Raw genomic sequence first — 26612 nt, 5'->3', positions numbered from 1 at the left:
AGAAATGCTTCGCATCTTAAATAAAAATAGTCAAATTAGAATTAAAACTATGTCACACGTAACTGGTACAGCTACTATCCAAGTAAATCAAATTGAACTAGTTCAAGAAGATAAATACCAGGTAGCTAGAGGAAAAGCTATATTCGGTGGTCAAGCCATCAACATCGAAGCCTACGGCAAAGCAGCTCAAGAATTGAATGCCAACCAAGGAAGCCCGATCACCGCAGAGTGCAAAATCTTCGGCGGCAGCAACCAACCTCGCTTAAAAGTAGAAAGAGTCATCAGTGCAGCAGCACCCGAAGTAGGCACAATCAGCCCTGAAACTGTAGCTCAACTCAAAAAGGTCTTGACTCTCAAACCCAAAGCAACCAAACCTGTATTAGCTGATGCCTTAGCCGCAGCTAATGCCCTATTAGAAGGTTAAAACTAAAACCCATATAAAAGAATGCCTATTGCTAGGCATTCTTTTTTTTCTACTAGGCAGCCCGAACTAAGGATGGTTGCAATGTCTCAATTTCAAGCTCAATAGCTACTACTAGCTGTTGGAGATAATCGATATCAGATTTAGCTTTGACGATCGCCTCAGCAGTCTTTTGCGGATCTTCACCTAAAGATACCTTTGGTGCGGATACCTTACCTGTTGTCTGCTCGATTGCCTGCTGTACTTGTTTCTGTAGCTTCTTTCTTTCTTGGGGTTCTTCAGGTAAAGGTTCGAAAACGATTCTGGCTAATTCCTGCTCAAGCTGTTCCCGTTGAGCCATGATTTCTAATTCTTTTTCCGTGGGATTTTCAGGATCTTTAATCGTCTGTCCCACCTTAGCCGCATTGCGTTTAGATACCAACTGATTATTCAAAAGTTTATCAAGGGCAGGAACTGCTTTGGCAGCCCGATTAGCAGCCCGTTCGCTGGCTTTATTAGAATCGCTCAACCCCTTCGGTTTCTTGGGTGAAAGCTTGGCATCAACTTTTGGTTGTTCTTTGAGGTCGTTGCGCTCTCCCTGTTTGGCGGCAAAGACCAAACCACGGAACTGACGCTGAACTTGAGCATTTAAACCCAACAGCACGTCCATCTCATCGATCTTGCAGTTCAAACCCCCCCGATCAAAAGATAAAGTAACAAAGCTATGAAGCTTATCAGCAGGACTTTCTCCCGGCAAATCTAGATACTCCCATAGAGCTTCGTCCATGAATTTTCCCAAGTTGGATGCGATCGCGCCTAAGTCGGTTTTACCATCTTTGATGGCTTTTTTTAACTTGATTCTGATATCGTCGGCAGTGTTAGTAGACATGATTATAGTTAGATATAAAATATTTTTCTAACTATGTCTGGGTTATATGCGGTGAAGCTGTGATTTAGATCTACTTTGGTAAACTTCTTACGCTCGACAGTAGAAGTTCAATTCCTCAAGATACCCGCAGGGTATTGGCTAAAAATTATCAAAAAAATCAGCGAACACAAATGCGTCTCATTAAAAGACGCATTATTTTTATCAAATAAAAATTCACTATAAAATCGGAGCAGTAAGGAAAACTTTTTCCTCAAGCTTAAAATAAGCAACTAATTTGACAATGTAACCAGTATTTACCAGGACATCACTCGATTTGATCTTATGTATTTCCCAGAATTTACGTGATCGCTTTGGCTACGCGGAGCGTAATCGCTCATAACAAAGCTGATTTCCAATACTAGATAACTTCTATTGACGAGCAGAAGAAGTTCTCATCAATTGAACCAATAGTCAGGCGATCGCTATCTCTACCAAATAAAATCATCTAAATTCAATATCTTGAATAATTAATCAAGTTAAATTTTAAAATTAAAACGTCAGATACTAATTTCGGCGATTAACTCAAAATGGGTAAGATTCCCAAATTGACCCCGAACTATCCTTAATTATTCAGGAACAATCCTGGCTCGATCGCCGAGTTTACCCCGGCAGTTTTTTTGACCCTTTTCTCGTCCTAAATAGCTAATTAACGAGTTAACTACGGAGTTTTGGCGGGGGATTTAGGAATAGCCAGCAGTGCTAAAAAATGTACCTATTTTTCGCTATCGCTCAAAACAGAACGTTTTATACAGCACCGACTGGCAAAGGGGCGATCGCGCCCCTCTTGACTCCCACTCAAAATCAAGTCATGTTGAACAAAAAATCAAAGATGCAGCCAGATAATTTAATTAATTACTTTCTTAAAGAAACCAAGCTTGTAAAATAAATCCAGATCCAGATTCAAATCACAGCAAACAAACAGCAAAAGGAATTATAGATAGAGGAAATATTCGCATCTATTAGATCGATGGCCCATCGTCAAGCCAAAAACAGTAAGGGAATTTATAAAGCCCAATTACGCAATATTCAGTGCAAGTTCCTTGTTAACCAGCATGAAAAATCGCTGATCGAAGCCGAGAGTGCTAATAGAGATACAATCCAAAGCGAATATCTGCGGGATCTAATCCTAGAGGCACCCCATAGAACAGCCAAGGCTCAAAACACTTCTGGCTACAGCCTAATGGAAACTGTAGTTACATTAGGGCGCAGACTCAATATTCTGACCAAGACAATTCATGAAAGCTGTCTGAGAAATGAAACCATAGTAATAGATACCAGTCAGCAGCAAATCCTCATCGACATCAATCAATGTCTGGAATTTGTAGCGGCTAGAGCCAACCAAATTGCAGTACAAATGCATGACTTTAGAAACATTCAGGTAAAGTTTTTAGTAACCCCCACAGAACTCGAAGAAATTGAAGCCAAGCTCAAGCAAAAAAAACTCAAGCTCAGTAAATATATGCGTCAGCAGATTACTGGCTATAGGGAAGAAAAACATAAATCAAAAGCGATAGAAATGAGCCGACAGCTATCGCGCTTGGATAACAATATCAACCAGCTATATAGCGCCATTGTCACTGAGGAGCGTTCTCATCGTCTGATAATAATTGAGCCACAGACAAAATTTGCTATGGCTCATCTACGGGATACCATCAATCAAATTCAAGAGCAGCTACGACCTGCATAGAAACTATGATTGGCGCAATTACAACGGGAACTAGCTTTAGAAAGCTATTTAATTATCTATTCAAAGAAGACAAACAGCCAAAAATTATTGGCGGTAACTACTATGGTGAGTCTACCGAACAGATAATCAATGGCTTTGAACGAGTAGCCAGCCAGCGTCCTTCTACTCAAAAGCCCGTTAAGCACTTCGTCATTTCCTTTGCCCCTCAAGATGGAAAACTAGATCTAAAAACCAAATATATCATTGCAGCTAAAACCGTTGCCCAGATGGGTTACAAAATGAATCAATGGGTAGCGGTATCTCACGAGCGCGATGACCCTGACCACTACGAAGCTCACAACCACGACCATCTACATATTGCCATAAACATGATTACCTATACTGGTCAGCGCGTCGCCGATAGCTTTGACAAGCGACGCATGATGAAGGTGCTGCGAGAGTTGGAAGTAGACCATAACTTAACTGAAGTGAAAAGCAGCTATGAGCGAGTGCGTCGTCGTCCCAAACAGGGAAGATACCGAGAGTTTGAAGCAGTCTATTACAAATATCTCGACAAGGTAAAACAGTTTGTCATCAATCCCGTTGCCAATCTTTTACCTACACCTCCTGGGGAGCCAGAAATCCAAAGGCTAGAAACCCTAATTCTTGCTGCCAGTGACGATCGGCCAACCATGAGTGAATTTCTAGCTCGAATGCAGCGTGAAGGTTATCGAGTCGAAGAATATCAGGGTAAAATCAGCAAACGTACGGGTAAACCACGCAAAAGATTTAAATATCACCTTAAAAGTACCAATAAGCCTATCTACAAGATTAATGGTGGCTCAAGAGCGCAGCTATTAAAACGAATAGACTATGACCCAGCAAGAGACGATCTTAATATCATTAAAGCTACCCATGAAGTACCAATAATCGTGCCTGGATTTAAACCAGTTACAGAAGCACAAATGGCAAAGTATCGCTATGGCTGGTTAACTAAAGCCAAACAGGAGAAGTTAAAGCAAGTTCAAGAAAATTTAGCGGTAGAAGCAACACCTAAACCGCCATCGGTAAAAGAGCAAAAAGTCAATAAGAATAAGGGATTAGAACTCTAGTTATTAATGCCAGAAGGACTGTTGTAGCCGAAACTTTGCAATAGAGCAATAATCGAGCTTTTAGCCGAGGGATTAAGCTGAAAGCTTCGTTCGCCAAAAAGAAGCTGCTTGACTCATAAGAGCAAAACCTAGAATGTGCCTAGACTTATCACGAAAAAAGTATTTACATGTTGATTAAGATCAATACTTCTATAAAACTTAGATCCAGGTTTAAGCAATAGTAAAAAGCTAATTTGGAAAGAAATTATTTTAACTTATCTAAAATTAGCTCTAATGAAAAGTAAAAGTTTTAAACAAAAAATATTTGCCAAATTAAATACCCTAGAGATGATTGTCATTGCAGTTGGTGCAGTAGTAATTTCCTTAAGAATCGAAGGTGTCCTGACTCAAAATATAATCAGTGCGGGAATACTTCTAATCGCTATTGTTGCTGTAGGTGCTACTAGTAATAAACTATTTAAACTACAAGAGTATACTCGTTTTCTACAAAAAGAAGGAGCATTAAAGATTTTAGGCGTTGGTCTATTTTTAACGCTAATTGCTTCTTCCATTATCAGTCCCGACCCAGCGCATGCAGTTCTGTTTAAAGCTGAAAAAGCAATTACTACTGCTATCACAACAAACGTAGATCCAGAAGTCGCAGGTACTTTGAACAAGGTAATAGTAAGTCTTTTATGGGTTGGAAGAGTCGTTCTACTTGGGATCTTAATAAACATGGGTATGAAAATTAACGAAGGACGTGGACAAGATAAATCTTGGAAAGAACTACTACAAGATCCAGTCATATTTATAATTTCTATCGGAGTGATCAACCAGATTGCCACATTTTTAACCGTTGGTGCTGCTGGACCTTAAAACTCATCAATTTAAAGCTAATAGAAAAAAAACCAGTCAATGCTCAACCCACTCGAACCAATCAAATCCAACCAGTCCCTCAATAAAACTCCCAAAAAGGGCAACCTTGTTAGCGAAGAACTAGCAGGACCTTTGATCGCCATTATCGCGATCGCATTCTTGGCAGGTTTATTTGGCGCACCTATAAGTTGGTGTGTTGGCTTTGTTTTATGGAGTGGTTTTGGCTGGCTTTTATTTGCTGGAAGAAAACCCTACATCCAAATAGCAAAACTAACTAAGAAACCACCAAAGTGGACGACCGCCAGAATTAAATACGAACCCCGTGAAAATATACCTTTAAAGAAAAATGACCACTACTAAAAAAAAACTAAGATCGAGAAGAATAGAGTTGTTGCTTTTGAGCATATAGAACATACTTTAAAACACTTCACTGAAGCGATCAGCTTTGAATTAGAAAGTAACCCCGTTGGCGGCTTTTTACTACGCAAAGGAGATGCGGACTTTAAAATAGTCTTCGGTCTACGCTGCAATGGATTGAGCAACATCATACCTCTAAACGAACTCGCAAAAAACTATAATCCTTTGGTGTTAGGAATGGTTGATTTTCCAGCAGGAGAGAGAATGACCCTCCACCAACAGGTGTTCGTTAAAGGAGAAAAAAGAGAAGCAGAACTATTTGAACTAGCAGCAAAAGCTCCCAGTCAAGAAATCGAATGCTTGATCAAATCTGAGATTAAATCCCATCAAGAACTAAGCCGAAAAAATCTCAGAAAGGAAATTGACCTCGATATTTATGTGACCTACAGCATATCTAGTGAAGGTGCAAAGCGAAATGACGGGATGGAAAAGATACTGCAAAAGCTAGAAAAATCCTGGCTAGGCTTTGTCGGCGAAAAAGAACAGCACGACAACGCCAATTTACAACGTATCCTTACCGATGCCTTTTACCAAGGATATGAAACCTGGTATAACTTTCTCACCCAAAAACTAGGACTAGATGTAGTTCCCCACAATAGCGAAACAATCTGGGAAAAATTAACCAATCGCTTGACCGAACAAAAAATTGCTATTCCTCAAGTAATTCACGTTACGTCTGATGGCTTAGAATTAACCAGAAACTCCGAGCTTAACCCAATCTCGCGCATCTTTCTCAATTCCCCTGTACCCATCAGCAGCGATAAATATATCCAAAGCCAAGGAAAGTATATCGGCGTATCTAGTCTAGAAGAAAAAGCTGACGGATGGGACAACGGCAGAGATCAAATGCAGACCATCTGGAAAGTATTGTCTAAAGCTGAAGTTTTTGATACTGAAGTATTTGTGCAGATTACCAAAGGAGATATTGCCGAAGTAAGAGAAAATATGAGGCGAGTAGCCCAACAGGGAATAGCTGAAGCTGAAGAATCAGCAGAAAGAGGAAAAGTTGATTTTGCCTCAGCTAGCAAGGTTAAAAAAGCCATGGAAGCAGGAGAAAGTCTATACGATGACAAGGTTCCCTTTAAAACGGCAGTTGTATTTCTTTATCATCGTGATAGTCCTCTAGAGCTAAGTCGTGCCTACAAATTCTTGTATCAGCAGTTTCGCTCACCATTAGAGCTAACGAATGAAAATGTCTATCCCTACGACCATTGGATCGATACCCTGCCAATTAGCTGGAAACCATTACTGGGAGAATATAATCGCCCCAATAAATACAATAACTACGAACTACCAGCAATATTACCCCTAGTTCAGCCTTTTTCTCCCGATCGCCAAGGACTAGAATTTTTAACAATGGATGGTGGCATACCGATTAATTTCGATCTTTGGGATGATTTACAGCACTTGCTGATGATCGCCACGAGCAGAGCGGGAAAAGGAATTCTACTTACATACGTATTCAATCATCACATAGCCCGAAACGTTCCCCTCTCCATCATTGATTATCCCAAAGAAGACGGTAGCGGAACCTATAGCGACTATGTAGATTTTCTCGGTCCCAAACTAGCCAGCTACTTTAGTCCAGAAAAAGAGAAGATTAATATCTTTGAAATTCCAGATCTCAGCCGCTTTAATAGCCGACCAGACTTGCGAGAAACTCGCTTTAACGCCTTTTTGGAAGGATTAATCGAAATCTTAGAAGTAATGGTAGCAGGATGCAACCCACGACCTGATGTTGATGTCAGTACCGTAAAGTCTCTAATCTTAATGGCAGTTAAGCAATTTTATTCACCAAATAATCAGAAAATCTATAATCGCTTTCAAGCTGCCTATAAAGAAGGATTTGGCAGTGCCGCTTGGGAACGTACCCCAACTCTTCATGATTTTCGCGCTAGTTTGGGCTTTGAAATGCTAGGTCTTACCGACCCTTCACCAGAGCAAATCAGCACCATGAAATTTATTAAGCTACGCCTAGACTATTGGCTCAGTAGCAAAATCGGCAAGGCTATATCAGCACCCAGCACGATTCAAACCAATACTCTAGTAAATGTATATGCCTTAACTAAACTCAATGACGAGGACGATGCTTCAGTCTTAACTTTAGCAATCAATCAAGAAGCCGAGCGCAAATCAATGTCTCACGAAATATCGGTGATTGCCATTGATGAAGTCTCAATTCAAATCAAGCTAGAAGCAGTTGCCAAAATGGTATCGCGCAAATGTGCCTCTGGTCTAAAATCGGGAATCCAAATTATCATGGCAGGACAAAACCTCGATAGTCTTAATCAGAGCAAATACAAAGCCGATATTCTTACTAACGTCAAGCACAAAATGATTGGTGTAATTGCCAAACCAGCCATTGATGCCATTGTCCAGACATTAAAATACGACCCCGAACTAATCGAAGCTAACGCTTCTAAAAAATTTGCCCCAATCAAAAGTCAATTAGCTACCAACTGGCTATTAGACCAAGCAGGCACAATCAATCAGGTAAGATTTTTTGCCAATCCCATTACTCTTGCCGCAGCCGTAAATAATCCCAAAGAGGTAAATCGTCGCCATGAAATCATAGCCCAATATGCCAAAGAGGGAAAAATTCGCGGCATCTATGAATATGGCGAAGAAATAAGAAAAAAACTATCGGGCAATTAAATAATCAAGCTTCGATGAAGACGATTTCAAATCACAGCGATCGCATTTGATAGCAAATAGATTGATGAAAAATCCTTTCATCAATATGTTAAAACATTTATCACATAAATTAGCGATCGCATTGTTGTTGTTAGCCACAGCAAAAGCGCCAGCAAAAGCTGGTTCAGTCGGCGATATCTTTAACTCAATTAATAAAGAAATCAATAAAGTAAATCAGTTTTTTGATGGCTTAGTTAAAGAAGTAGAAGGACTAAAAAATGGAGTTGGCACCATTATCTCAAAGGCTAAAGGACAGCTAGGACTGCCAGATTTAAAAGAGGTTGAAACATCAGTTGAAGCAGAGCTAACCAAAACAGGTGAGCTTGCTCAATTAGATGCCACACAAACATATATTGAAGCTGAAACCATTAAAACCCACGCTGATTCTATCCTGGGTGCAGAGGGGCAGGAAAACGCCAAAAATGTGCAGGTTGCAGTAAACGATGCAGCCCAAGCCGTCGCTGCACTTGAAGTTCAAGCTAGCAAACGAGGCATTACTCAAGAAGTAATGAAGGATATTGCTGCCCAGCAAACTCAGCTTGCTGCCCAAAATTCAGCTTTAAATGAATCTCTTTTAGGACTCAAGCAAACCACTGCCTACAATAACCGAGCCATAGCCAAACAGATTCAGCAGCAGCAAAAAGTTGAAGCACAAAAAACTCAGGAAAGACAAGAGATTAACAACACAGAACTTGGTGCTATTAGCGTTCTCAAAAGTAATCTATTTGCCAAAACTCACTGCACTAACGGTCAAAAAACTGTGTTTGTCGATAAAAACGGCAACCCAGCAACGGTGGCTAAAGATGCAATTAAAAAATGTATTTAAGGAAATAAATGAATATCTATACTTGGCTATATATTCCAGCATTTTTTTGGAGCGGCGACTCAGGACAGGATTTTCTTAACGATACTCGCGGCGCGCAAAAGCTCTTTGGCGACAGCATGGACTTTCAGTGGCAGCAGTATATTGGCTCTGGCGCTCACCCAATCTGGCTAATCATGGCCCGTGCGGGAATGGCAATAGCCTTACTCGCTTTGTTCTATTTTATCTACGAGTTATTTCAAAAATACGACAAAAATAGCTTTCACCCAAGCGATCTAAAAGAGCTAATTATCCCATTTATAGTTGTCATGTTTTTAAGCAAGAATGCGGCATTAACAGGACAGCTAGCAATTGGCATGCGAGGAATCGGCAAAAACATTAACTATCAGCTAACTCAAGATTTCGGCGCATACGTAAAGGTGGCTAAAGACTATAACGCTGACAATAGCAATCTTACCAATGATGAAGTCCGCAAGGAAATGGATAAAGCCGCCGAAGCCTGTAAGGATATCTACGGTCAAAATCCACAGTATGAAGAATGCATGATTTCAGAGTTGGAAAAAAATAAGGCCGCCGCCGAAGCTGCTGGACAAACTGGACTGGGAACATTAATCGGCAATGTAATAAAAAGTGCTGTTAACAAAACCTACGATCTGGCTACCTATACCGCTTCTAGCGTCATACTCGCCGACGATCGAATAAAGCTATTTGCAGCAGCAGTTTCTTTTGTAATGGGCGCTGATATGGCTCTGTTTATCACAGCTCTATATGGCCCAATGGCGGTGGCAACATCACTGTTACCAGCCGGGTCAAAATCTTTTATAGCTTGGGTTAGTGCTTTCTGGACAATCAATATTACTACCATTGCCTACACCATCATGGTCAGCCTATTGGTATCCGTGATTGACAGTGGCAGGGGCATCGAATCCTATATCTTTGCTCAATTAATAGGCTGGGGACTGCCTACTTTAGCCATAGCCTTTGGCGCAGGAGGAGGCTTCACCCTCTACTCAAGCTTTATTGCCATAGGCGTAGGAGCAAGTGGCGGATTCTCGACCAGCAAAATGATTAGCGCAATCAAACCTTCATTCGGAAAATAAATAAAACCAATGGCTACTACAACTACCACTAAACTCGATACCAAAACAACTGGAAAAGGAAAATTAGGACTGCTCGTATTAGGAGTTGGCTTAATTTCTTTATTAAACCTCGCCACTACCTTTACCTTTGGCATGGCTAAATCAAGCGGCAGTTCGCAAACAATGATCCAGCTAGCTAATGGAGAAACAGTTACTGCCAAAAAAGTCAGCAATAGCAAACGTACTCCAGAAGTAATCAAGAACTTTAGCGAAAAAATTCTGACGGGAATTTATACCAATGACGGTTATCTTCCCCGTACCAGTATTGAAGAAGCAAACAATCCCCAAAAAGACGAAGGAATTGATATTGAAGGAACTAATAAGAAAGTTCCTACAGGAGCCTGGTACATGAGCATGGGCTTAGAACCACAGCTAAGAAAAGAAGTTCTCCAAGAACTAGCCAAAGCTACGCCTCAATCTACCTTTAAGCAAGAAAGATCTCTAGTATTTGTTCCTAATTACATTGGCGAACCCATTGCAGACCCCGATAAACCAGGCTACTGGACTGTCAATTTAGTTTCCACCCTGATTGCTTTTGAAGGCAAAGATCGGCTAGGAGATGTAATTCCCAACAACAAAAAGCTTTATATTCGAGCCGTCAAAGCACCAAAATATGAAGAATTTTCTAACCCCGTGGCTCAGATCGTAGCCGATGTAAGACAGTCAGGCTTAGAAATTTATCATATAGGCGATCTATCTCGCGAAGAACTAGAAAAATCCGCAATTAAATAATTTATCAACAATTTATTTTTATTTTTACCAACTATGAATAGTCAATTTACTTCCAACATAGATGAACTCCTCGGACTTAATAATCAACAGTCAGAAACAAATAGCTCAGAAAACGATCTAGATCTAATCGAAAACACAGCCTCAGCATCAGAGGATACAGCAGAAAAAGGTTGGGCTGATGATGTTAAAAAGCGCTTGATATTTGCTGCAATAATATGTGCCGTTCCCGTAACTGTATTTATGGTCTTCTATGGTACAGCACTAGATCTCAAACAAGCATTTAGCAAAAAATCTCAAGAACCTGAAGCTATATCTGTAGAAAAACTTGAAACAGAAGATCCGCTCCTGGCTGAAAACGAAAATCTTAAAGGAACAATCGCTATAGGAGAGCAAAGACAGGCTTTAGAAAGCATCGATCGGCGTCAGGCAGATACTGAAATCAAGTTAGAAGCCACAGAAAGTCTAGAACTACCTGTAGTGACTGATACACCAGCCCCACAGCCAATTTTCCAACCAGCCCCACCCACTATCAAAAGAAGTTACGACCCGCCAACTAGATCGATCTCCTCAACCAGATTCACTGCGCCAACAGTGTCAAAAGCAGCCAAGTCTGAAATCAAATATGACACCATGGCAATTTGGACACAGCTATCCCAAGCAGGTAGTTATGGCAATGGTGCTATTAACAAGAGTAATTTAGCCACCAAGCCAGTGGTTTCCATCAAAGATCGTCTGACTAATCCCAGCCAAAAACTACCGCCAATCGTAGCTTCTGCTAATTCAACCCAAGCAGAATTAACTACGAATGAAGCAAAGTTTCTAGAAGCTTTACAAAACTCAAAAGCCCCAGCGACAAAAGTTACCCCTCAAAACTCTGGTAGCAAAATTGCCATGGCTCAACAAATTGAAGCTCGACTAATTACAGCAATTAACTGGATTGGCAACGAACAAGACCGCAAACAAAGAAGCTTTATCAAATTAAGCGAACCGTTACTTAATAATGCTGGAGAAATCCAAGTCCCCGAAGGTACGGTGCTGGTTTATGAAATTAGTGGAGTAGATGGCGGGATTATTTTAGGAGATGCTGTAGCAATTATCCAAGATGAACAAGAAATTAAACTACCACCAAATGCTTTGAGCATCCTCAATCATAAAGGAGATCTTTTAACTGCCAACTATAAAGAAGTAAAAAATGGTTCGGGAAATTCCAACCTACTCGATTTTGCTTATGGAGCAGCAAAACAAACAGCCGACCTAATTACAGCGCCCGACTCATCTTTTTCACAGATATCAGGTTACGGTCAAACTCAAAGCAGCAACTATGACAACAAAAACTATCCAGGTGCTATCGTGTCTGGCGGTTTAGAACAGCTACTAGAAGGCAAAGCGAGTGAGTTGAACCGTAGACGAGGTGTTGCACCAATCTCTAACTTTTGGCAGCTAAAGCAAGATTCCAAGGTGATGATTCAAGTCAATTATCCATTTGCAATTTAATTTATTAAATCTATTAATTTATTACCGAGTAAAGTCATGAATAAAAATCTATTAATCTTTCTGAGGCTAACCGCCAGCATTATTCTGGCAACCATAGCACCCCAAATGGCAAATGCTCAAACCAGTTCCACTCCTAAAGTAGTTGGGCTAGGATTTGATGCTGGTACCACAATCACCTGGAGCGATAGTAATGAAGTGATTCAGCAAATGTGGCTTGATAATCCCACCTTTGCCACTATCGATGTCTATGGCTGCGTTACTGGCTGGAATAGCTGTACTACTTCAGATGCTCAGATCATCCATCTCAAACGCAACGAAGATCTCAAGCTAGAAAAAATTCCCTATGCCAATGAGACTTTGCTCACGGTCATAACCAAAGATATGGAAACAGGTAAAACCAGCCTACATTTTTACAATATCAAGAAATATAGTCGTACAGCCAATACTTTAATAGTAGCCGCCAAGACGACCCCAGAACCTACTGTCGCGATCGCCCAAGTAATCCCCGAACAAAAATTTGGTTTGGCTCCTGATGAATTGGCTCAAAAAATTGATGCAGCAGTAGCCCAAGCCCAAGAAGAACAAATATTAGAGCGCAATACTAAGTCTAGTCTGGTTCGCTTGAGCAGCTTACTAAAGCTTGGGATGGCTGAACCCCAGGCTTTAGCCATGAGTGGAGTATCTGAAGCATTAGTAAAACAAATCATCTTAAACCAATAAAACAATGGAAAACTTCTACCGCCTGTGGATAACCAAATATTTACCGATCGCTCAAAAATTTTACCTATTTTGGACTGGCTTCATGTTAACAATTGCAGCATCAGGATGGTTAAGTCATGCTGTCTAAACTTACTTGTCTATCGCTGGCGATATTGTTATCTATCTGGGCAAGTCCTGCCCAGGCACTTATTCCTTTGCCAGATGAAAATGGACAATATACAACAGATGCTGCGGGAAATCTAATCGTTAACCCCGACTTTAGCCTAAGTAATTTACCCAGATTCAACACTAGCGGAAGCTTCCAGGCAGACCAAACCACCATCAATTTATTGGGCTACGATCCGAGTCGTACCTGGAGTGCTGGCGATCGCCCAGTAGATGTCATGCTGTATGGCGATCTTACAGCCTATGGACTTAGCGGTATGACCCTAGAACAAATCAATGGGTCACTTAACCAGGAAATTCCTCTGAGTGAATTAAAACTCCTAGAGAAAATGTCCCTAAACGATCTAGTGAAAGTTGTTCCCAGGCTAAAAACCAGGTCTGTCAAAGAAGTTAAACCCATTGCCGATATCCTGCCAAGAGAACTACAAAATATCGATATTGCCAGAGTACTTGATGATGATATATCTGGTCTGGCTAAAGAATTAAGACGCAATAACATCGACCAGCTAAAAGAACTACTTAAAGAGCAGCTACTAGATAATCAACAGCTTACAGTCATTGGGATATCCGAAGGAATAGACATAACCACCGAAGGTATTATCAACGATCTAAAGCTAGAAAATCCATTACTAACAATCAATCCAACCGCCATCGCCGATCGAGCAAAAGCTCAAATAGACCAGCAGCTAACCCAAGCCGAAGCCCAATTAAGAACCGAAATCGACGAGCAAATTAAAAATTTCTATAAGCAACCTCAAGAGGAAGTTAATACTTATATCCAACAAACCATAGCCAAACATCAACAGCAAATTGAACAAATAGTTGAAAGCTCAAAAGCTCAAATTACCCAAAGCATCAAAAGCCAAATAGCTGAGGAATTAAATTTAACCCAGCTAGACATCATCGATCAAAAGCTAGCAAGCTATAAGGAAGCTGTCACTGGTTTTGTCACCGATACAACCACAAATATTACCCAAGAACTCAGCAAAACAGTAGAAATTGAATTTGCCAAAACAGAAGAACTAGCCAAAAAAATCCCTGATGAATTGGGAGATTTGACCCTAGATCGACTCAATCTTAGTAGCTATACCATAAACGATATTCCAGGAATCGAAAAAACTCCAATTAATAAATTTAAAAACTATCAAAATAAAGCAATCAGCAGTGTTCCTGGAATTGCCGAACTACCAGCAGGGAGATATCCTCAAATGCCGACCTTTGGTGGAGGATTGGGACGAATAGATTTGGTGTTCTCCCAAGCAGAACAGTTTGCCGAGCGCGCAATTTCAGGCAGCGCCAAAGAAGGATTTATTAATACCTACTGCTATGCCAGCAGCAGCGAAAATGGCGGTTGCGCCCATATCGAACTCACTGGCAGTATAAACTCTGGACTCCAATGGGTGTCGGGAGATAGTCAAAAAGTTAGAGGTGGTAAAGGCTTTTTGGCAGGATATAAAGGCGGCAAAGAACCAACTGGAAGACTTCCATTTATTGAAAGCCCGTTCAAGATGGTGCTACGCAACAACAACGAACTAACCGATACTACCCAGCTATATTTAGCAATGCAGTTCTGCGTCACCGTTCCCTTTGGCGGCAAAGCCTGCACCCCACACAACGTCGTAGAGATTCCCCTGATGGACTACAGAGTTGGCGACTGGATCTATTTAGGAATCAGTTTATAGGTGAACAAGCCATGAACTATTTAGTCAAAGAAGGATTGATCCATCAGGCGATAATCGCTCAGTTACCATCAATAAGTATTCCCAAGAAGGAGAATTTACTTACCTGGGCAAATGGCACAAATATTCTCATTGCTTTGGGGATATTTGGTATCGTTCTGTTAAACTTAGCTCCCGATCGAAAAGCAAATAAGCTGGCTAATTCTGAGTGGGGAGGATCGGCTGAAATTGCCATGGCGAGGAAAAAAGCCAAGAAGCAAATCGCCAATCCTACTCGCAATAGCGTCTCTCTTTATATAAATCTCGACCCTGACGTTAGAAAAAAACGTGACGCTAACTGGGAAAAAATGGGCTGGAAAAACCCCGTCAAGGTTACTCCAGCAAAACAAGAAAAAGGTGAACCCAAACCCAAGAGCGATCGAGATATGGCGACGTTTTATATTCCTGATGCCCAAAGAGGGGTATTTATTGGCGGTTCGGCTGGTTCGGGAAAAACTTTCTCAGCAGCAGATCCTCTAGCTCGTTCGGCAGTAGATCAAGGCTTTCCCATTGCTCTTTATGATTTCAAATACCCAGAACAATCATCTCGCCTTGCTGCCTATGCAGTTGCCAGAGGCTATCAGGTAGACATATTAGCTCCTGGATACCCTGAATCTTGTACCTGTAACCCCACCGAATTTATTCGCGATGAAGAGGACTCGATCGCCGCTGGGCAATTAGGCAAAACAATCAATGCCAACACAAATATTGGCGATAGTAAAAAAGATGAGTTTTTTGAAAGTGCAGGAAATGCCTTCATTGAAGGAGCGCTGCTACTAACTAAAGCAGTCCCAAAATTATTAGTAAAACTAGATGCCCAACGTTTTGGCGACGAATCAGGTAAGCCCAATGAACTAGCTAAAAGCTTTGACGATCTAATGACTACCCAAGCAATCATCGCCTTGCCCGATGTCGCTAAAAGACTAGCCCAAGCTAAAGAAGCCGGGATAATTTCAGCCTGGACGGGAATACCGTTTAATCAGGCAATATCTGTCAAAGATGCCGAGAAAACCATTGCTGGTATCGTCTCAACCGCCTCAGCAGTATTTAGAAACTTTATAAAAAAAGACTTTGTTGCTGCCTTGATCGGCAAATCCGATCTCCCTGAACGTATTGAAGGTAAAAGACTAATTATCTTTGGACTAGATAATATCAATCGAGAAGTAGTATCCCCAGTCCTTGCCTCAACAATGCACATGTTCCTTCGGAACAATATCTACGGCAAAGTTAAGCGCAAAGATCCCCTAATTACCCTACTTGATGAAGTTGCCACCATACGGTTGCCGTCTTTGGTTAACTTACTAGCAGAAGGTCGTGAAATGGGCTTTTGCGGCATCTTAGGAGTCCAACATCTGCCACAGCTAGAAAAAACTTACGGCAAAGAGGTGGCTAGAACCATCTTTGGTAACTGCGCCACCAAAATAATCTTCAACCCCCAAGAACTCGAAAGCGCCAAAACATTTAGCGAAATGCTAGGAGAAACTGAAATTACCACTAAATCGTCATCTATAAGCAGATCTAGAGCTAAAAGTGGCGGCAGCAGCACCAGCGGCAGCAATACTCAACAGCAGAAAAAACACCTATTTGAACCAGCTCAAATTATGAGAATGAAAACTGGACGCTGCATTATTCTCAATCCCAATTTTGAACGAGGAGAAGAAGCTTACATGCCCATCCTCAAAACAATGGAGATTCGCCAAGAAGAAATTGCCCATCAAGTATGGTCAACAGCCAATTGGGATTCAGTTGTAAAAAGCGTAATGAGCAAGCGCAAAAATCAGCAGTTAAACAATGCTGATGCTGATGAAGTCATGCGCCAAATGCTTATCGATCGCGACGAGCTTGCCAAAATAATTCTCCCTCTACAAACAGCCGAGGCGGCCTAAACGTTCTATCTCCTAAAAAACTATTAAAAAAAACTAAAAACAATGGAACAAATAAATTATCAAACTATAGATTATCCCGACTTTCCAGCAAACTACGTGCCAAACGTCGTGGAAATTCACGATCATGTCGGACTACTAGTGAAAATCGAGAATTTTCAGATTACGGTCAATAATTCTCGTCCAGAAAAATTTAAACCAGATATTTTGCTGTGGCTATTTGATGGAAACGACAGTCAACACGTCGCCTACGCTCACACAGAAAACATGGTATTAATCAATCGAATCGGGCAGCTTCATGCTCTATCAGACCTCAACGAAACTTTAGGAATAGGAGAATAGCCATGAGTATAACACCACAAGTAAATCCACAAGAAAGCAGCGAAGCTCAAAGAGCAGCGCAAAAATATACCAGTGATTCAATTCAAGAATCTATAAAGTCAAAGGCTGCTATGGCTGCGACTGTAGCAATGCTGCTCCAAATGTTGACCAAAGCAGCCTTAGAAGGAGTCAAAGGACTTCTGGATCAAAACAAGAGTCGTCAAAATCAAAAAAAAGATTCCCGATTGGAGCAATTAAGCGATTATCTGCCAAATGACAAAAAAATTACCCAACGCCTGGGAAATAAAACCAGAGGCATTAGTCGGATCTTTAAGGGAAAAACCAGTCGTGGACTGAGTAAAGCTGCCAGCAAAACGCGCTCACTCGGCAAGGCTGCCAAGCTTGGCAATACCCTAAGTAAAGTCAAAAATGTTGGACGAGCCGGTCGCTTTGCCAAAACATTAGGAATGGCTAAAAATGCTGAAATCGTTGCCAAAAGAGCAAAAACCGCCAATACTGCCTATAAAGCTGTAAAAGTTGCCAAGCTTGCTAATACTGGACGAATTTTAGCCACAGGCGGCGTAGCACTAGCTGGTGGACCAGTAGGTATTGCTGTTCTAGCTGGATCGGTAATCGCCCCGATTGCCATTGAAGCAGTCTGGAAAAACCGAGAAAAAATCTATGATGGTGGCAAAAAACTAGTAAACCACTCCAAAATCGCTACTGCTGATATTGGTGCCATGGTTAAAGGTAAAAATAGTAAACCAGGAGAAGTTGTTCCCGAACTGGCGGGAATGAAGGTGACTGGAGATGACAAGGATAAAACCACCCTATTAGAAGCTGACGATCAAGGAAAAATTTTAACCAATAAATTCGCTCCCGAACAAAAACTAGCCTTCTACCAAGAAAAGAATGGCGAAAAATCCATGCTCTTAGATGAAGCAGATCTTTATCCAAACCAAGCTACATCAATAGTTAATCCAGCAGGTGTAGGCTCGTCAAAAGCTGAAGTTAGCGGAACCTCAGTAGTAAGCAACACTCTTACCAGTCTGGCAGGAAATAATCCTGGAAATTCTGAGATTCAAAAACAGACAGCATTTTTAGGAAATAATCTCACTCAAGCCCAGGTAAATATACCCGCAAAAGCAAATGTTCAAGAATCCATAAAGCTAAATGAGGCTGGTAGCTCAATTATTAATCTATTTAACTCCGAGCTTCCTCCTAAAAAACGCAATCAAACCTTAGAAACCGAGGATTATTCGATCTCACGACGAGGAAATGATTATTTTCTCAAGGATAAATCTAGTAATCTACTGCTACAGGCAACTAACACGGGATTTGGCACAAAAATAAAATCTAGTAATTTAAATTCCGCCCAGAAAGAAGACCTTGGCTATCTCAAAGAAGATTTACGGCTAAATGAAGAAATCACTGGCGGTTTTATGCCAAAAATTCCCCAGGCTATAGGAAAAAATGAAATAGCTGCTAGTACTCCAGCCAAATCAGCACAGGAAGCCGCCGCAGCAAAACCACGATCGACATTCAGCCAATATTTACCCACAAAAGAACAAGAACCAGCATTAACTGGGAACAATAAGGTTAAAAGTAACAATATGGAAAGATAAAACCGTGGCTAAGATTGAAGAACAATTATTAAGTAACCGAACAATATTCCTCAATCTGTCCCTCAAAGAAAGAGCAATAGGACTAGACGATATCGTCAAAGACCTTAGCTCTTTTTTTGATTTGCCAATCAACTTTTGGAATCTGTCGAAATCCACCGCAAGCAAGGTAATCTTTCGCGAAAATACTGTAACAAATCATAAATATTTAGGAGACTATATAGATAAAGATTTAGAGCATTCCCCAACAGCTAACCGCAATATTTCAAGCCTCACTAAGAGGTTACAAGACCAGAAAACTTTAACAAGCTCTCCGACAAAAACATATACCGCCCAAAGCTTTGAAGATATCATCACTACCTTAACAAATGTCTCCGAAAGAAGTGATCGCGGTATATTTATCATCGAAAATATCAACCAGCTAATCAGTTCTAAAACCCTCGATGTATTTCAATTTGAGCAGATCAAAACCTGGATGATTAGATTGACACAAAAATCACGTCGGGAAAAAGATTTTTACCTAATTATTTTGGGTAGTTCCAATAGCGAATGGCAGTTTGAAGATATTGCCCCTACAGTCAGACTTCCCTATCTCTCTGCCGATGAAGTTGCCGACTTACTCAAAGAAAAATTTGCCAAACTCAAGCTCAAAGATAGCGACAAAAATCATCTAACCGACAAAGCAAAGCATATCCTAACAGGAATGACTGCCCCCGAACTAAATTGGGGAATCGAAAATATCACTAATTCCCTAAAAAACAATAATTCAGTTCAAAACTATATTGATGGACTACTTGAATATAAACAAAAAAAACTTAAAGATTTAGGATTGAGCTTTTTGCCACCCCCAGAAATAAACGAAGTTGGCGGTATGGATATACTAAAACAGTACATTGATAACCTTGAAATCGAGTTCGCTGCCGACCAGCAGAAATACAATATCCCCAGACCACAGGGATATGTCTTAGTAGGTGTACCAGGAGCCGGTAAGAGTTTAGTTGCCAAAGTACTGCAACAAAGACTAGCCATGCCAATGATCCATATTCCAGTAGAAAAAATTAAGGATCTTGGAGCTTCTTATTTAGCTCGAATCTTAGAATTATGCGAAGCAAACGCGCCAAACATAGTTTATATCGATGAACTTGATAAGGTGTTTCCAGGAAAAGATCTTGAAGGAAAATCAGCTACAACCCTTGGGGTCTTTTTAACCTGGCTTCAGGAAAAGCAAGCACAATGTTTTGTCCTCGCTACCCTCAATAGATTGGATACTTTACCACCTGAGTTGATTCGTAGTGGTCGATTTAGCGAAATATTTTATGTAGGTTTTCCTCAACCAATAGAGCGCCAAAAAATATTTCAAATCTATCTTAAAAAATATGACAGTCGTTATGAAAAAAATATCCTCACTAATATACAGTGGCGCGAATTAATTGACGAAAGTATCAAATACACTGGCTCAGAGATTGCTGCTGTGGTAGAGAAAAGCTATAAGACTAAATTTATCGAACGCATCAAGGCTCGTCGGAAACTTGAAGCCCAACTATATAAATATTTAGAAGCCTTAATTCCATTTATTCAATCAGGATACAGCAAACAAATCAGAGAGACTCCGCCGTCCTCAAGGATACCGCTCCGCATATGGAACGACGGAGCTTCCTCTGACTTCGTTAAACATCAAATCAACTTTTCCAATCTAGATGCCGAGATAAACAAGATTATGCAAGAACTACCACAACTTGCCGAGCAAATAGATGAATTATATGGACAATTGCTTGAAGCAAAAGAAACTGATAATCTATACAGTCAAGAAATATCACAACTAAATAAAAATTTAAACCAAATTATTAACCAGGGATATTCAGCGATCGCCCAAGAAAAGTCTCTAAGAACAATTAATCTAGATAACCTAGATGCTATAGTCTCACAAGCAATGGTCGATCTCCCAGAACAAGCCGAAAAAATTGATAAAATGTACTACTGCCTAACGAGAATTCAAGAGACAATTAGGAAGTTAGATAAACAGCCATTAATGATTGACTATGAAACTTTATTAGATTTCACAATCCAAGAAATCCCCTTATTTGAAAGAAATGTCGAAAAGGTCATGGCAATTGAAAACCGAGCTAGAAAGTTCTGCAAGCCTGTTTCAAGTAAGGATACTAGTAACCTAATCGAGAAAGAACCAACCTTCTGGCCAGAAATGAAGCCAAAAGAAGTTCTCCAAATTGTCAACTCCATCCGAGGCAAAGAAGCTCAACAGGATGAAGTTGAATATCAGCCCAAAGAAAAAATCGAGGAAGTTTTTAATCCCCAATCAGATGAATATCAAGCAGAAAATTACTGGGCATTTTGACAAAGATTTTAGCTCATTTCTTTAATTTTACTTTCTTCTAAAAAATCTAAACCAGATTTAGTAATTTCAAATGTGGGATATCTACTATCTTCTTGAGTGGGTAATTCATTAATATAACCGAGCTTTATTAACTCACCAGTCATATATAAAGCAGGATATTCACCATAACCTTTCAATTTTCCCATTCTTTGCTCTAAGCTATACCAGTTAGCTTTGCCTTTGCTTTTAGCGATAATCTCTAAGAAGTTGGGTGTTAATTTATATTCTAAAATGTTTGTCATTTAATCCTCTTCTAGATGAGTTGATAAATCATACATATCATTCTGAGATAATCCATAATCTTCTAATGTTGCGGTATGGTTGTCATTTTAGACCTATCTTGAAAATAGACAATTAAGTAAATGAAAACTCAGTTCATGGCATCTCTTACATGAATCAGACGATCGCTATAAGTTGATTTTGAGCATTCTTCAGCTGAGAAAAGCTTCAACCAAAAAGACAGAGGTTAATGTTATTTTCAACAAACGCTAAAAATTATTTGCCATTGTTGACAGATTACTCAGAGCAATGCGATGGCCTTACTACAATGACAACTGACCTTCACTAATTTTCTTGAGAACAACAACAAATAATAGCAACAAGCACGACAAACAGCTTAACATTTATTGTTTCTTTGATGTAGACAATAATAAATTGAGGCTGTTTTTATCTTACCGTAGAGGAGCGATCTCTCTCTTATATTGATCTATATCACACCGGTTTAAAAAATTAATGTCGAAGATTGAAGTGAAGTCCATAGTATCTGCGACGAAATTTCATCACCAATGAATATTTGATATCAAGATGAACTTGAAAGTTGGCATTAGCAAAGCTAATCGAGCGTTATGGGCTGACGCAGTAGGAAATGAAAATTATTAAGGGAGAGTATTTTTTGATGAGTCGCTTTGATCGGGAGGTAATTGCTTTTGCTAAAGATTTAGAAAAAAAAATTCAACATTTCAATTATAGAGAGCATGAAAGTTGTAATGACGAACACAGAGATGAATATGCTAGAGATTACGGTAGGGTTTTGTATTCCTCTTCTTTTCGTCGTTTGCAAGGCAAAATGCAATTGTTAGGCGTAGATTCTACCCATTTTTATAGAAATAGACTAACTCATAGCTTAGAAGTCGCCCAAATTGCTCGAAGTATAGCTTCTGACTTGAATTTAGAGCATCCAGTGATTGCTGAAACCTGTTCTCTAGCACACGATCTTGGAAATCCGCCTTTTGGTCATGCAGGAGAAGAAGTCTTAAATGATTTAGCTAAAGATATTGGTGGTTATGAGGGAAATGCTCAAACTTTTAGAATTCTTCGTTATTTAGAAAAAAAACACTCCTCTTATCCTGGACTTAATTTGACTTTAAGAACTCTTTTTGGAGTTACTAAATATTTTGACAAAAGAATAGATGGTGTTAAAAAGTTTTTATACGATGAAGATTATTATTTCTTGAAACAAGAGATTGCCAATAAAAAGCTTCCAGATATTCAAAAGAGTATTGATGCTCAAATAATGGATTTAGCTGATGAAATTGCTTATGCTGCTCACGATTTAGAAGATGCTCTTAGCTCTGGCTTTATTACATTAAGCGAAATGATGTATGAATTTAAAATTAATGAATCATTTAACGAAGCTAGTGAAATATTTAATGAAATAGCTACAGATGCGAGAGACGCTGCATGGGGAGCAAATAGGCTTGATACATCAGAAGAATATTCATTTATTTTGAGAAAAAAAATAACCTCAAATATTGTTCACAAATTAATAAGTGATATTGGCATTGTCGAATCTAAGACTGGAGCAAAAGAGCTTGGATACAAGAGCTTGAGTAAATTAGCAGAAGGACTTAAAAAGTTAGTATTTAAAGCACTCTTACGAAAAAATCACGTTCAACTTTATGAGAAGCAAGGAGAACGAATTATTAGAGGTCTTTTTGAAGTCTATACAGATCCAAAATTCAATAAAAATAGTTTATTATTACCTCCTGAATTAAGATCGATTATCAGTCAATCTCAAGAAGAAGATAAAGAGAGAACGCAAAAACGAGTAGTAATAGATTATCTTGCAGGAATGATGGATTCATTTGCAATGCAAGAATATAAAACGTATTTTGGCTCATCATCTTTAGAAGTAATTTATGATAGGAGAATTTGAAGAAATAAATTTTGACCGAAATGGGAACAAAATTACCTTGAAAAAGCGATCGCGTCTCCAACAAAAAACCCAGTCACGATTCTTCGCAACTAGGTGAAACTATTAATCTAGCGGTGCATCAAACCAAGAACTGACAGAAATACTAGACAATCATCCTTTCTTTACTGGTGTTTGTCCTGGTGGGAAACTGGAACGGATAATTAAGGAAGTTAGCAATTATTAAAGGGGATCAGTTTCACTGTTGTTTTAAAAAAAACATTAAAACAACATGAACTCTCATAAAATTAATCAAATCAACTTCATCTTCTCTGCAAGTGCTGCCGAACGAATTTTAAAGATACCTGCTTTAACGGTATCTTTAGTCAAAGTTAACGACAATATGACTGTTACGGTAAAAACCAAGCAGCAAGAGTATATATTGCCTACTCGCTTATTTACCGAAGACTTTGCTACAAGCAGACAAGAAAGAAGCAAAAATCTCAAACTGAATACAACTAAATACGGCAACGTATATCTAGTTTCCAATCTGGAAACTAACTCAAAGTATCCCGTGCGAGTAACTGACATTGGAGTTGAATGTAAATGCCGAGATTTCCAGAAACAGCAGGAGCAGTTCGGCAGCGGCTGCTGCAAGCATGGTTACAGAGTACTAAGAGAATTAGGTTATCAAAATCTTGGTGAATACCTGATAAAAAATAAAGTTGCAGCATAATGGCAAAAAATCCCTTTTTTGCCTGCAATCGACATAATCCATGTCCCTGCTGCGGTAATACTAAATATCGCTGCAAAAGCAAAATTACCACGTTCGATCTTCCCGGTGGAGAAGAAAAAATAGATATGCAGTATTTCTGCATGAATTATCGCGGAGATTTACCTGGATATAAATACTGTGGTGAAACTCATAATCTGCTGTGGGGTAAATATATAACCCAAGAACTTTCGGCAGAACTTTCAGTAATCTGGTCTGAATTCTTACATCAAAGTTCTAACAACCATCAGCTCAAAAAAGTTATAGCCAGGTCAAAGCCAAGATTAGTCAGACAAATCGAACAAGTTAATTATCAAAATCTACTTTCTATTGAAGAAAGAGATCTTGAAATATCTAAGCTACTTCAACAGCTAAAGCTAAAGGCAAAACACAAACAAGCTCTGTACCAAAGAGGCTTTAGCGATCGCCATCAGGTATATTATCAGTTTAAATCTTTAGACTACAAGCAAAAGCTAACCAATAAAGTTAGTCCTTGTTTGGCAGGAATATCCCCTGATGGCTTGTCTTTAGTAAATAAGTATAGCGGGTTACTAATCCCCATCCGCAATGAGCGACAGCAATATTTAGGCTGGCAAACTCGTTTGGATTTTGCTACTAATTTACGCTATCTCTGGGCAAAATCAGCAGAGTTTAGCGTTCATTTAAAAGAATACGAAGAAATTCCCCTTGGCTTCTACCTGCCCATTGATGAAATCAAATCTAGCTATATAGGTATCGTTGAAGGCGTGGGCTTCAAAGCAATTCATACTGCCAATAAACTCAACCAAGTAGTTATCGGTGCCAGTGGCGGGATGTTTGCCAGTTCTCCCCAACAGTTAAAAGTCTATCTTGATCGAGCAAGTCTGCTAACGAATAGCAATCGTGTCTTGTTCTATGCCGATGCTGGTGCAGTCCTCAATCGATTGGTATTAATCCAGTATCAAAAAGCTGCCGCTCTAATTATCGACTATGGCTATGAACTAAAGGTTGCCTGGTGGGGACAGATTACTAAATCTCAAGGAGATATCGACGAATACGATCGCGAATTTGAAATCATCTCCCTAGAGGAATTTTTCGCAATCGCCAAAAAGTTTGTTAAACCAAGCAAAAATAAATACATTAACCATGCAACTAATAATTAACACCTACAGCTTACAAACTGCTTTAATCATAGTTTGCAGCAATCTCAAAAGAAATCTTCAGCCATCAATCCTCAATAACGTTCTGCTTGAAGCCAGGAAAAACGAGTTAAAACTAACTACCTTTGATGGCAGTCAATTAGTTTGCTTGACCCTAGAAGCTCAAGTCTCAAAAGACGCACAAATAACCGTTTGTGCCTGGGACTTAAAAAACCTAGTAGAAAAAATTAAGAACAAAGCAATAGAGATTTTGCTGCACAAAGACCAGTTAATAATCAAAAGTGATTCTGTAACAATTTGCTTGAAGACTATCTCTGCTAATGAATTTATCACCCTGCCACAGCTAGAATCTAAATCTATTTCAATCAAATTGAAGCGGGAAAATTTACTAGCTGGAATCGAGCAAACCTTACACTGTGCTTCAAAAGAACTCTCAAAACAAATTCTAACTGGAATCAATCTCAAGCTAGTCAGAGAAAACAAACGCCAACTGCTCAAGTTCTGCGCCACAGACGCACATCAGCTAGCGGCTTTGGAAACGGAAGTAGATTTAGATAATACAGCAAAAGAATTTGAGTTGATAATTCAAAGCAAGACAATGAACCTGCTGAGTACTCTGCTCAAAGCCGATTACTCCAGCATAATAACTCTGACTTTCGACGAAACTTTGGTTGAGTTCTCAACGGACAAATTTGTCCTTACTTGTAACCAAATCTTAGGAAATTATCCTCAATACGAGAAGCTAATCCCTGACGAGTTTGAAATTCAGGCTATTGTCGATCGCCAGCAGATGATTAAAAACCTAACTCTAGTAAATAGCGTTGCCCAAGATAACTTAGTAAGTATCACCATCAGCCCAAGTCAACAGCAAATAAATATTCAGGCTCAAACACCTGGCATCGCCAACGGCAATCAAACTCAATCAGGATACTTGCTAGGAAATATTCAAGCTCAAACCATAACCTTGAACCATGATTATCTGCTCAAATCTTTAAAATCTCTACCAGGGAGTGAAGTTAAAATATTGATAAATCAGCCAAACCAACCCATTGAGATTCAGAACCTAGTTCCAGAGCCAGCCCAACATATAATCATGCCAGTTCAAGTAAGGAAATAACTCAAAATAAACCATGAAGAAAGCATAGAAATATGGGATCAACAATGCGAATTGATTGTCAATTACCCGACGCTTCCCTTCGGGAGAGCCTGGGCTTGCTAAACCCAGTTAGCGACTAAGAATTGCACTACAGCACGAGCTTAATCCTGATACGTACTGCCAGCCACTTCCCTCGGTTGGTCAACGACTGCACGGCGGAAGAAGGCTTCCGCCGTGCAGTTTATCTACAAGACTACTGGGAGTAGTCGCCTGAAGAAGGGACATTTTGGATTAAGTGCTGGAAGGGACACACAACTAGTTGGCTTTTTTGTGGCAAGCTTCCCATTTGCGAAGCTTATCCTTTAGGACAAAAAACGCGACGTCTATTATTAG

Annotated in this window: 24 protein-coding genes; 22 read left to right on the top strand and 2 right to left on the bottom strand. The window is 39.8% G+C overall.

Features of this window, described 5'->3' with window-relative positions; genetic code table 11:
• Positions 1–49: 49 nt before the first annotated feature.
• Positions 50–424 (top strand): hypothetical protein, encoded by a 375-nt coding sequence (locus C7B62_RS04985; protein WP_146132045.1) that lies wholly within the window; start codon positions 50–52, stop codon positions 422–424.
• A 52-nt stretch (positions 425–476) separates the two neighbouring features.
• Here C7B62_RS04985 and C7B62_RS04980 read toward each other — a convergent pair whose 3' ends face one another.
• Positions 477–1289 (bottom strand): hypothetical protein, encoded by an 813-nt coding sequence (locus C7B62_RS04980; protein WP_106233518.1) that lies wholly within the window; start codon positions 1287–1289, stop codon positions 477–479.
• A gap of 735 nt (positions 1290–2024) precedes the next feature.
• On the opposite strand from C7B62_RS04980, the gene C7B62_RS04975 reads away from it, so the two are divergent.
• The 17 genes from C7B62_RS04975 to C7B62_RS04900 all read left to right on the top strand — a co-directional run bounded on the left by C7B62_RS04975 (position 2025) and on the right by C7B62_RS04900 (position 21042).
• Entirely contained in the window at positions 2025–2171 is a 147-nt protein-coding gene (locus tag C7B62_RS04975; RefSeq protein ID WP_158260627.1) for a hypothetical protein, read from the top strand.
• Positions 2172–2295: 124 nt separating this feature from the next.
• Complete coding sequence (locus C7B62_RS04970) at positions 2296–3015, top strand: hypothetical protein (RefSeq protein WP_106233516.1); 720 nt, start codon at positions 2296–2298, stop codon at positions 3013–3015.
• Between the two features lie 5 nt (positions 3016–3020).
• Positions 3021–4106, top strand: a complete 1086-nt coding sequence (locus tag C7B62_RS04965) for a relaxase/mobilization nuclease domain-containing protein (RefSeq protein ID WP_106233515.1) — start codon at positions 3021–3023, stop codon at positions 4104–4106.
• Between the two features lie 273 nt (positions 4107–4379).
• A complete protein-coding gene (locus tag C7B62_RS04960; RefSeq protein WP_106233514.1) occupies positions 4380–4961 on the top strand; it encodes a hypothetical protein in 582 nt (193 codons plus the stop codon).
• A 39-nt stretch (positions 4962–5000) separates the two neighbouring features.
• Positions 5001–5321: a hypothetical protein gene (locus tag C7B62_RS04955; protein WP_106233513.1), complete on the top strand. Its 321-nt coding sequence runs from the start codon at positions 5001–5003 to the stop codon at positions 5319–5321.
• A 234-nt stretch (positions 5322–5555) separates the two neighbouring features.
• Entirely contained in the window at positions 5556–8033 is a 2478-nt protein-coding gene (locus C7B62_RS04950) for a hypothetical protein (protein ID WP_106233512.1), read from the top strand.
• Between the two features lie 85 nt (positions 8034–8118).
• A complete protein-coding gene (locus C7B62_RS04945; RefSeq protein WP_158260626.1) occupies positions 8119–8898 on the top strand; it encodes a hypothetical protein in 780 nt (259 codons plus the stop codon).
• Between the two features lie 116 nt (positions 8899–9014).
• Positions 9015–9995, top strand: coding sequence for a hypothetical protein (locus C7B62_RS04940; RefSeq protein WP_146132044.1), 981 nt, complete (start codon positions 9015–9017; stop codon positions 9993–9995).
• A 9-nt stretch (positions 9996–10004) separates the two neighbouring features.
• Positions 10005–10766, top strand: a complete 762-nt coding sequence (locus tag C7B62_RS04935; RefSeq protein ID WP_106233509.1) for a hypothetical protein — start codon at positions 10005–10007, stop codon at positions 10764–10766.
• A gap of 33 nt (positions 10767–10799) precedes the next feature.
• Complete coding sequence (locus tag C7B62_RS04930; RefSeq protein WP_106233508.1) at positions 10800–12260, top strand: hypothetical protein; 1461 nt, start codon at positions 10800–10802, stop codon at positions 12258–12260.
• 36 nt (positions 12261–12296) lie between these two features.
• Complete coding sequence (locus C7B62_RS04925) at positions 12297–12980, top strand: hypothetical protein (protein ID WP_106233507.1); 684 nt, start codon at positions 12297–12299, stop codon at positions 12978–12980.
• A gap of 4 nt (positions 12981–12984) precedes the next feature.
• A complete protein-coding gene (locus tag C7B62_RS26800) occupies positions 12985–13107 on the top strand; it encodes a hypothetical protein (RefSeq protein WP_255413987.1) in 123 nt (40 codons plus the stop codon).
• A complete protein-coding gene (locus C7B62_RS04920; protein WP_106233506.1) occupies positions 13097–14827 on the top strand; it encodes a hypothetical protein in 1731 nt (576 codons plus the stop codon). The genes C7B62_RS26800 and C7B62_RS04920 overlap by 11 nt, the downstream gene beginning before the upstream one ends.
• A gap of 11 nt (positions 14828–14838) precedes the next feature.
• Positions 14839–16749 (top strand): type IV secretory system conjugative DNA transfer family protein, encoded by a 1911-nt coding sequence (locus tag C7B62_RS04915; protein WP_106233505.1) that lies wholly within the window; start codon positions 14839–14841, stop codon positions 16747–16749.
• A gap of 42 nt (positions 16750–16791) precedes the next feature.
• Complete coding sequence (locus C7B62_RS04910) at positions 16792–17088, top strand: hypothetical protein (protein WP_106233504.1); 297 nt, start codon at positions 16792–16794, stop codon at positions 17086–17088.
• Positions 17089–17090: 2 nt separating this feature from the next.
• Complete coding sequence (locus C7B62_RS04905) at positions 17091–18692, top strand: hypothetical protein (protein WP_106233503.1); 1602 nt, start codon at positions 17091–17093, stop codon at positions 18690–18692.
• A gap of 4 nt (positions 18693–18696) precedes the next feature.
• Complete coding sequence (locus tag C7B62_RS04900) at positions 18697–21042, top strand: AAA family ATPase (protein WP_106233502.1); 2346 nt, start codon at positions 18697–18699, stop codon at positions 21040–21042.
• An 8-nt stretch (positions 21043–21050) separates the two neighbouring features.
• Here C7B62_RS04900 and C7B62_RS04895 read toward each other — a convergent pair whose 3' ends face one another.
• Entirely contained in the window at positions 21051–21323 is a 273-nt protein-coding gene (locus C7B62_RS04895) for a hypothetical protein (protein ID WP_106233501.1), read from the bottom strand.
• A gap of 623 nt (positions 21324–21946) precedes the next feature.
• Here C7B62_RS04895 and dgt point away from each other — a divergent pair.
• From dgt to dnaN, 4 genes are all read left to right on the top strand, one after another.
• A complete protein-coding gene (gene dgt / locus C7B62_RS04890) occupies positions 21947–23236 on the top strand; it encodes a dGTP triphosphohydrolase (protein ID WP_199194070.1) in 1290 nt (429 codons plus the stop codon).
• Positions 23237–23504: 268 nt separating this feature from the next.
• Positions 23505–23948: a hypothetical protein gene (locus tag C7B62_RS04885; protein WP_106233500.1), complete on the top strand. Its 444-nt coding sequence runs from the start codon at positions 23505–23507 to the stop codon at positions 23946–23948.
• Positions 23948–25126 carry a hypothetical protein gene (locus C7B62_RS04880; RefSeq protein ID WP_106233499.1) on the top strand — a complete coding sequence of 393 codons (1179 nt, stop codon included), beginning with the start codon at positions 23948–23950 and terminating at the stop codon, positions 25124–25126. The genes C7B62_RS04885 and C7B62_RS04880 overlap by 1 nt, the downstream gene beginning before the upstream one ends.
• Complete coding sequence (gene dnaN, locus C7B62_RS04875) at positions 25110–26240, top strand: DNA polymerase III subunit beta (RefSeq protein WP_106233498.1); 1131 nt, start codon at positions 25110–25112, stop codon at positions 26238–26240. Before C7B62_RS04880 ends, dnaN begins: the two co-directional genes overlap by 17 nt.
• Positions 26241–26612: the final 372 nt, after the last annotated feature.

This window comes from Pleurocapsa sp. CCALA 161, from assembly GCF_003003995.1.
Classification (GTDB): Bacteria; Cyanobacteriota; Cyanobacteriia; order Cyanobacteriales; family Xenococcaceae; genus Waterburya.
The sequence above is the reverse complement of the archived record's forward strand: the minus strand, read 5'-3'. Positions and strand labels throughout refer to the sequence as shown.

Excerpts from the sequence above, each read along its gene's own strand:
- C7B62_RS04985 (WP_146132045.1), top strand. The coding sequence starts at position 50 with ATGTCACACGTAACTGGTACAGCTACTATCCAAGTAAATCAAATTGAA.
- C7B62_RS04980 (WP_106233518.1), bottom strand. The coding sequence starts at position 1,289 with ATGTCTACTAACACTGCCGACGATATCAGAATCAAGTTAAAAAAAGCC.
- C7B62_RS04970 (WP_106233516.1), top strand. The coding sequence starts at position 2,296 with ATGGCCCATCGTCAAGCCAAAAACAGTAAGGGAATTTATAAAGCCCAA.
- C7B62_RS04965 (WP_106233515.1), top strand. The coding sequence starts at position 3,021 with ATGATTGGCGCAATTACAACGGGAACTAGCTTTAGAAAGCTATTTAAT.
- C7B62_RS04960 (WP_106233514.1), top strand. The coding sequence starts at position 4,380 with ATGAAAAGTAAAAGTTTTAAACAAAAAATATTTGCCAAATTAAATACC.
- C7B62_RS04955 (WP_106233513.1), top strand. The coding sequence starts at position 5,001 with ATGCTCAACCCACTCGAACCAATCAAATCCAACCAGTCCCTCAATAAA.
- C7B62_RS04950 (WP_106233512.1), top strand. The coding sequence starts at position 5,556 with ATGGTTGATTTTCCAGCAGGAGAGAGAATGACCCTCCACCAACAGGTG.
- C7B62_RS04945 (WP_158260626.1), top strand. The coding sequence starts at position 8,119 with ATGTTAAAACATTTATCACATAAATTAGCGATCGCATTGTTGTTGTTA.
- C7B62_RS04940 (WP_146132044.1), top strand. The coding sequence starts at position 9,015 with ATGGACTTTCAGTGGCAGCAGTATATTGGCTCTGGCGCTCACCCAATC.
- C7B62_RS04935 (WP_106233509.1), top strand. The coding sequence starts at position 10,005 with ATGGCTACTACAACTACCACTAAACTCGATACCAAAACAACTGGAAAA.
- C7B62_RS04930 (WP_106233508.1), top strand. The coding sequence starts at position 10,800 with ATGAATAGTCAATTTACTTCCAACATAGATGAACTCCTCGGACTTAAT.
- C7B62_RS04925 (WP_106233507.1), top strand. The coding sequence starts at position 12,297 with ATGAATAAAAATCTATTAATCTTTCTGAGGCTAACCGCCAGCATTATT.
- C7B62_RS26800 (WP_255413987.1), top strand. The coding sequence starts at position 12,985 with ATGGAAAACTTCTACCGCCTGTGGATAACCAAATATTTACCGATCGCT.
- C7B62_RS04920 (WP_106233506.1), top strand. The coding sequence starts at position 13,097 with ATGCTGTCTAAACTTACTTGTCTATCGCTGGCGATATTGTTATCTATC.
- C7B62_RS04915 (WP_106233505.1), top strand. The coding sequence starts at position 14,839 with ATGAACTATTTAGTCAAAGAAGGATTGATCCATCAGGCGATAATCGCT.
- C7B62_RS04910 (WP_106233504.1), top strand. The coding sequence starts at position 16,792 with ATGGAACAAATAAATTATCAAACTATAGATTATCCCGACTTTCCAGCA.
- C7B62_RS04905 (WP_106233503.1), top strand. The coding sequence starts at position 17,091 with ATGAGTATAACACCACAAGTAAATCCACAAGAAAGCAGCGAAGCTCAA.
- C7B62_RS04895 (WP_106233501.1), bottom strand. The coding sequence starts at position 21,323 with ATGACAAACATTTTAGAATATAAATTAACACCCAACTTCTTAGAGATT.
- dgt (WP_199194070.1), top strand. The coding sequence starts at position 21,947 with ATGAAAATTATTAAGGGAGAGTATTTTTTGATGAGTCGCTTTGATCGG.
- C7B62_RS04885 (WP_106233500.1), top strand. The coding sequence starts at position 23,505 with ATGAACTCTCATAAAATTAATCAAATCAACTTCATCTTCTCTGCAAGT.
- C7B62_RS04880 (WP_106233499.1), top strand. The coding sequence starts at position 23,948 with ATGGCAAAAAATCCCTTTTTTGCCTGCAATCGACATAATCCATGTCCC.
- dnaN (WP_106233498.1), top strand. The coding sequence starts at position 25,110 with ATGCAACTAATAATTAACACCTACAGCTTACAAACTGCTTTAATCATA.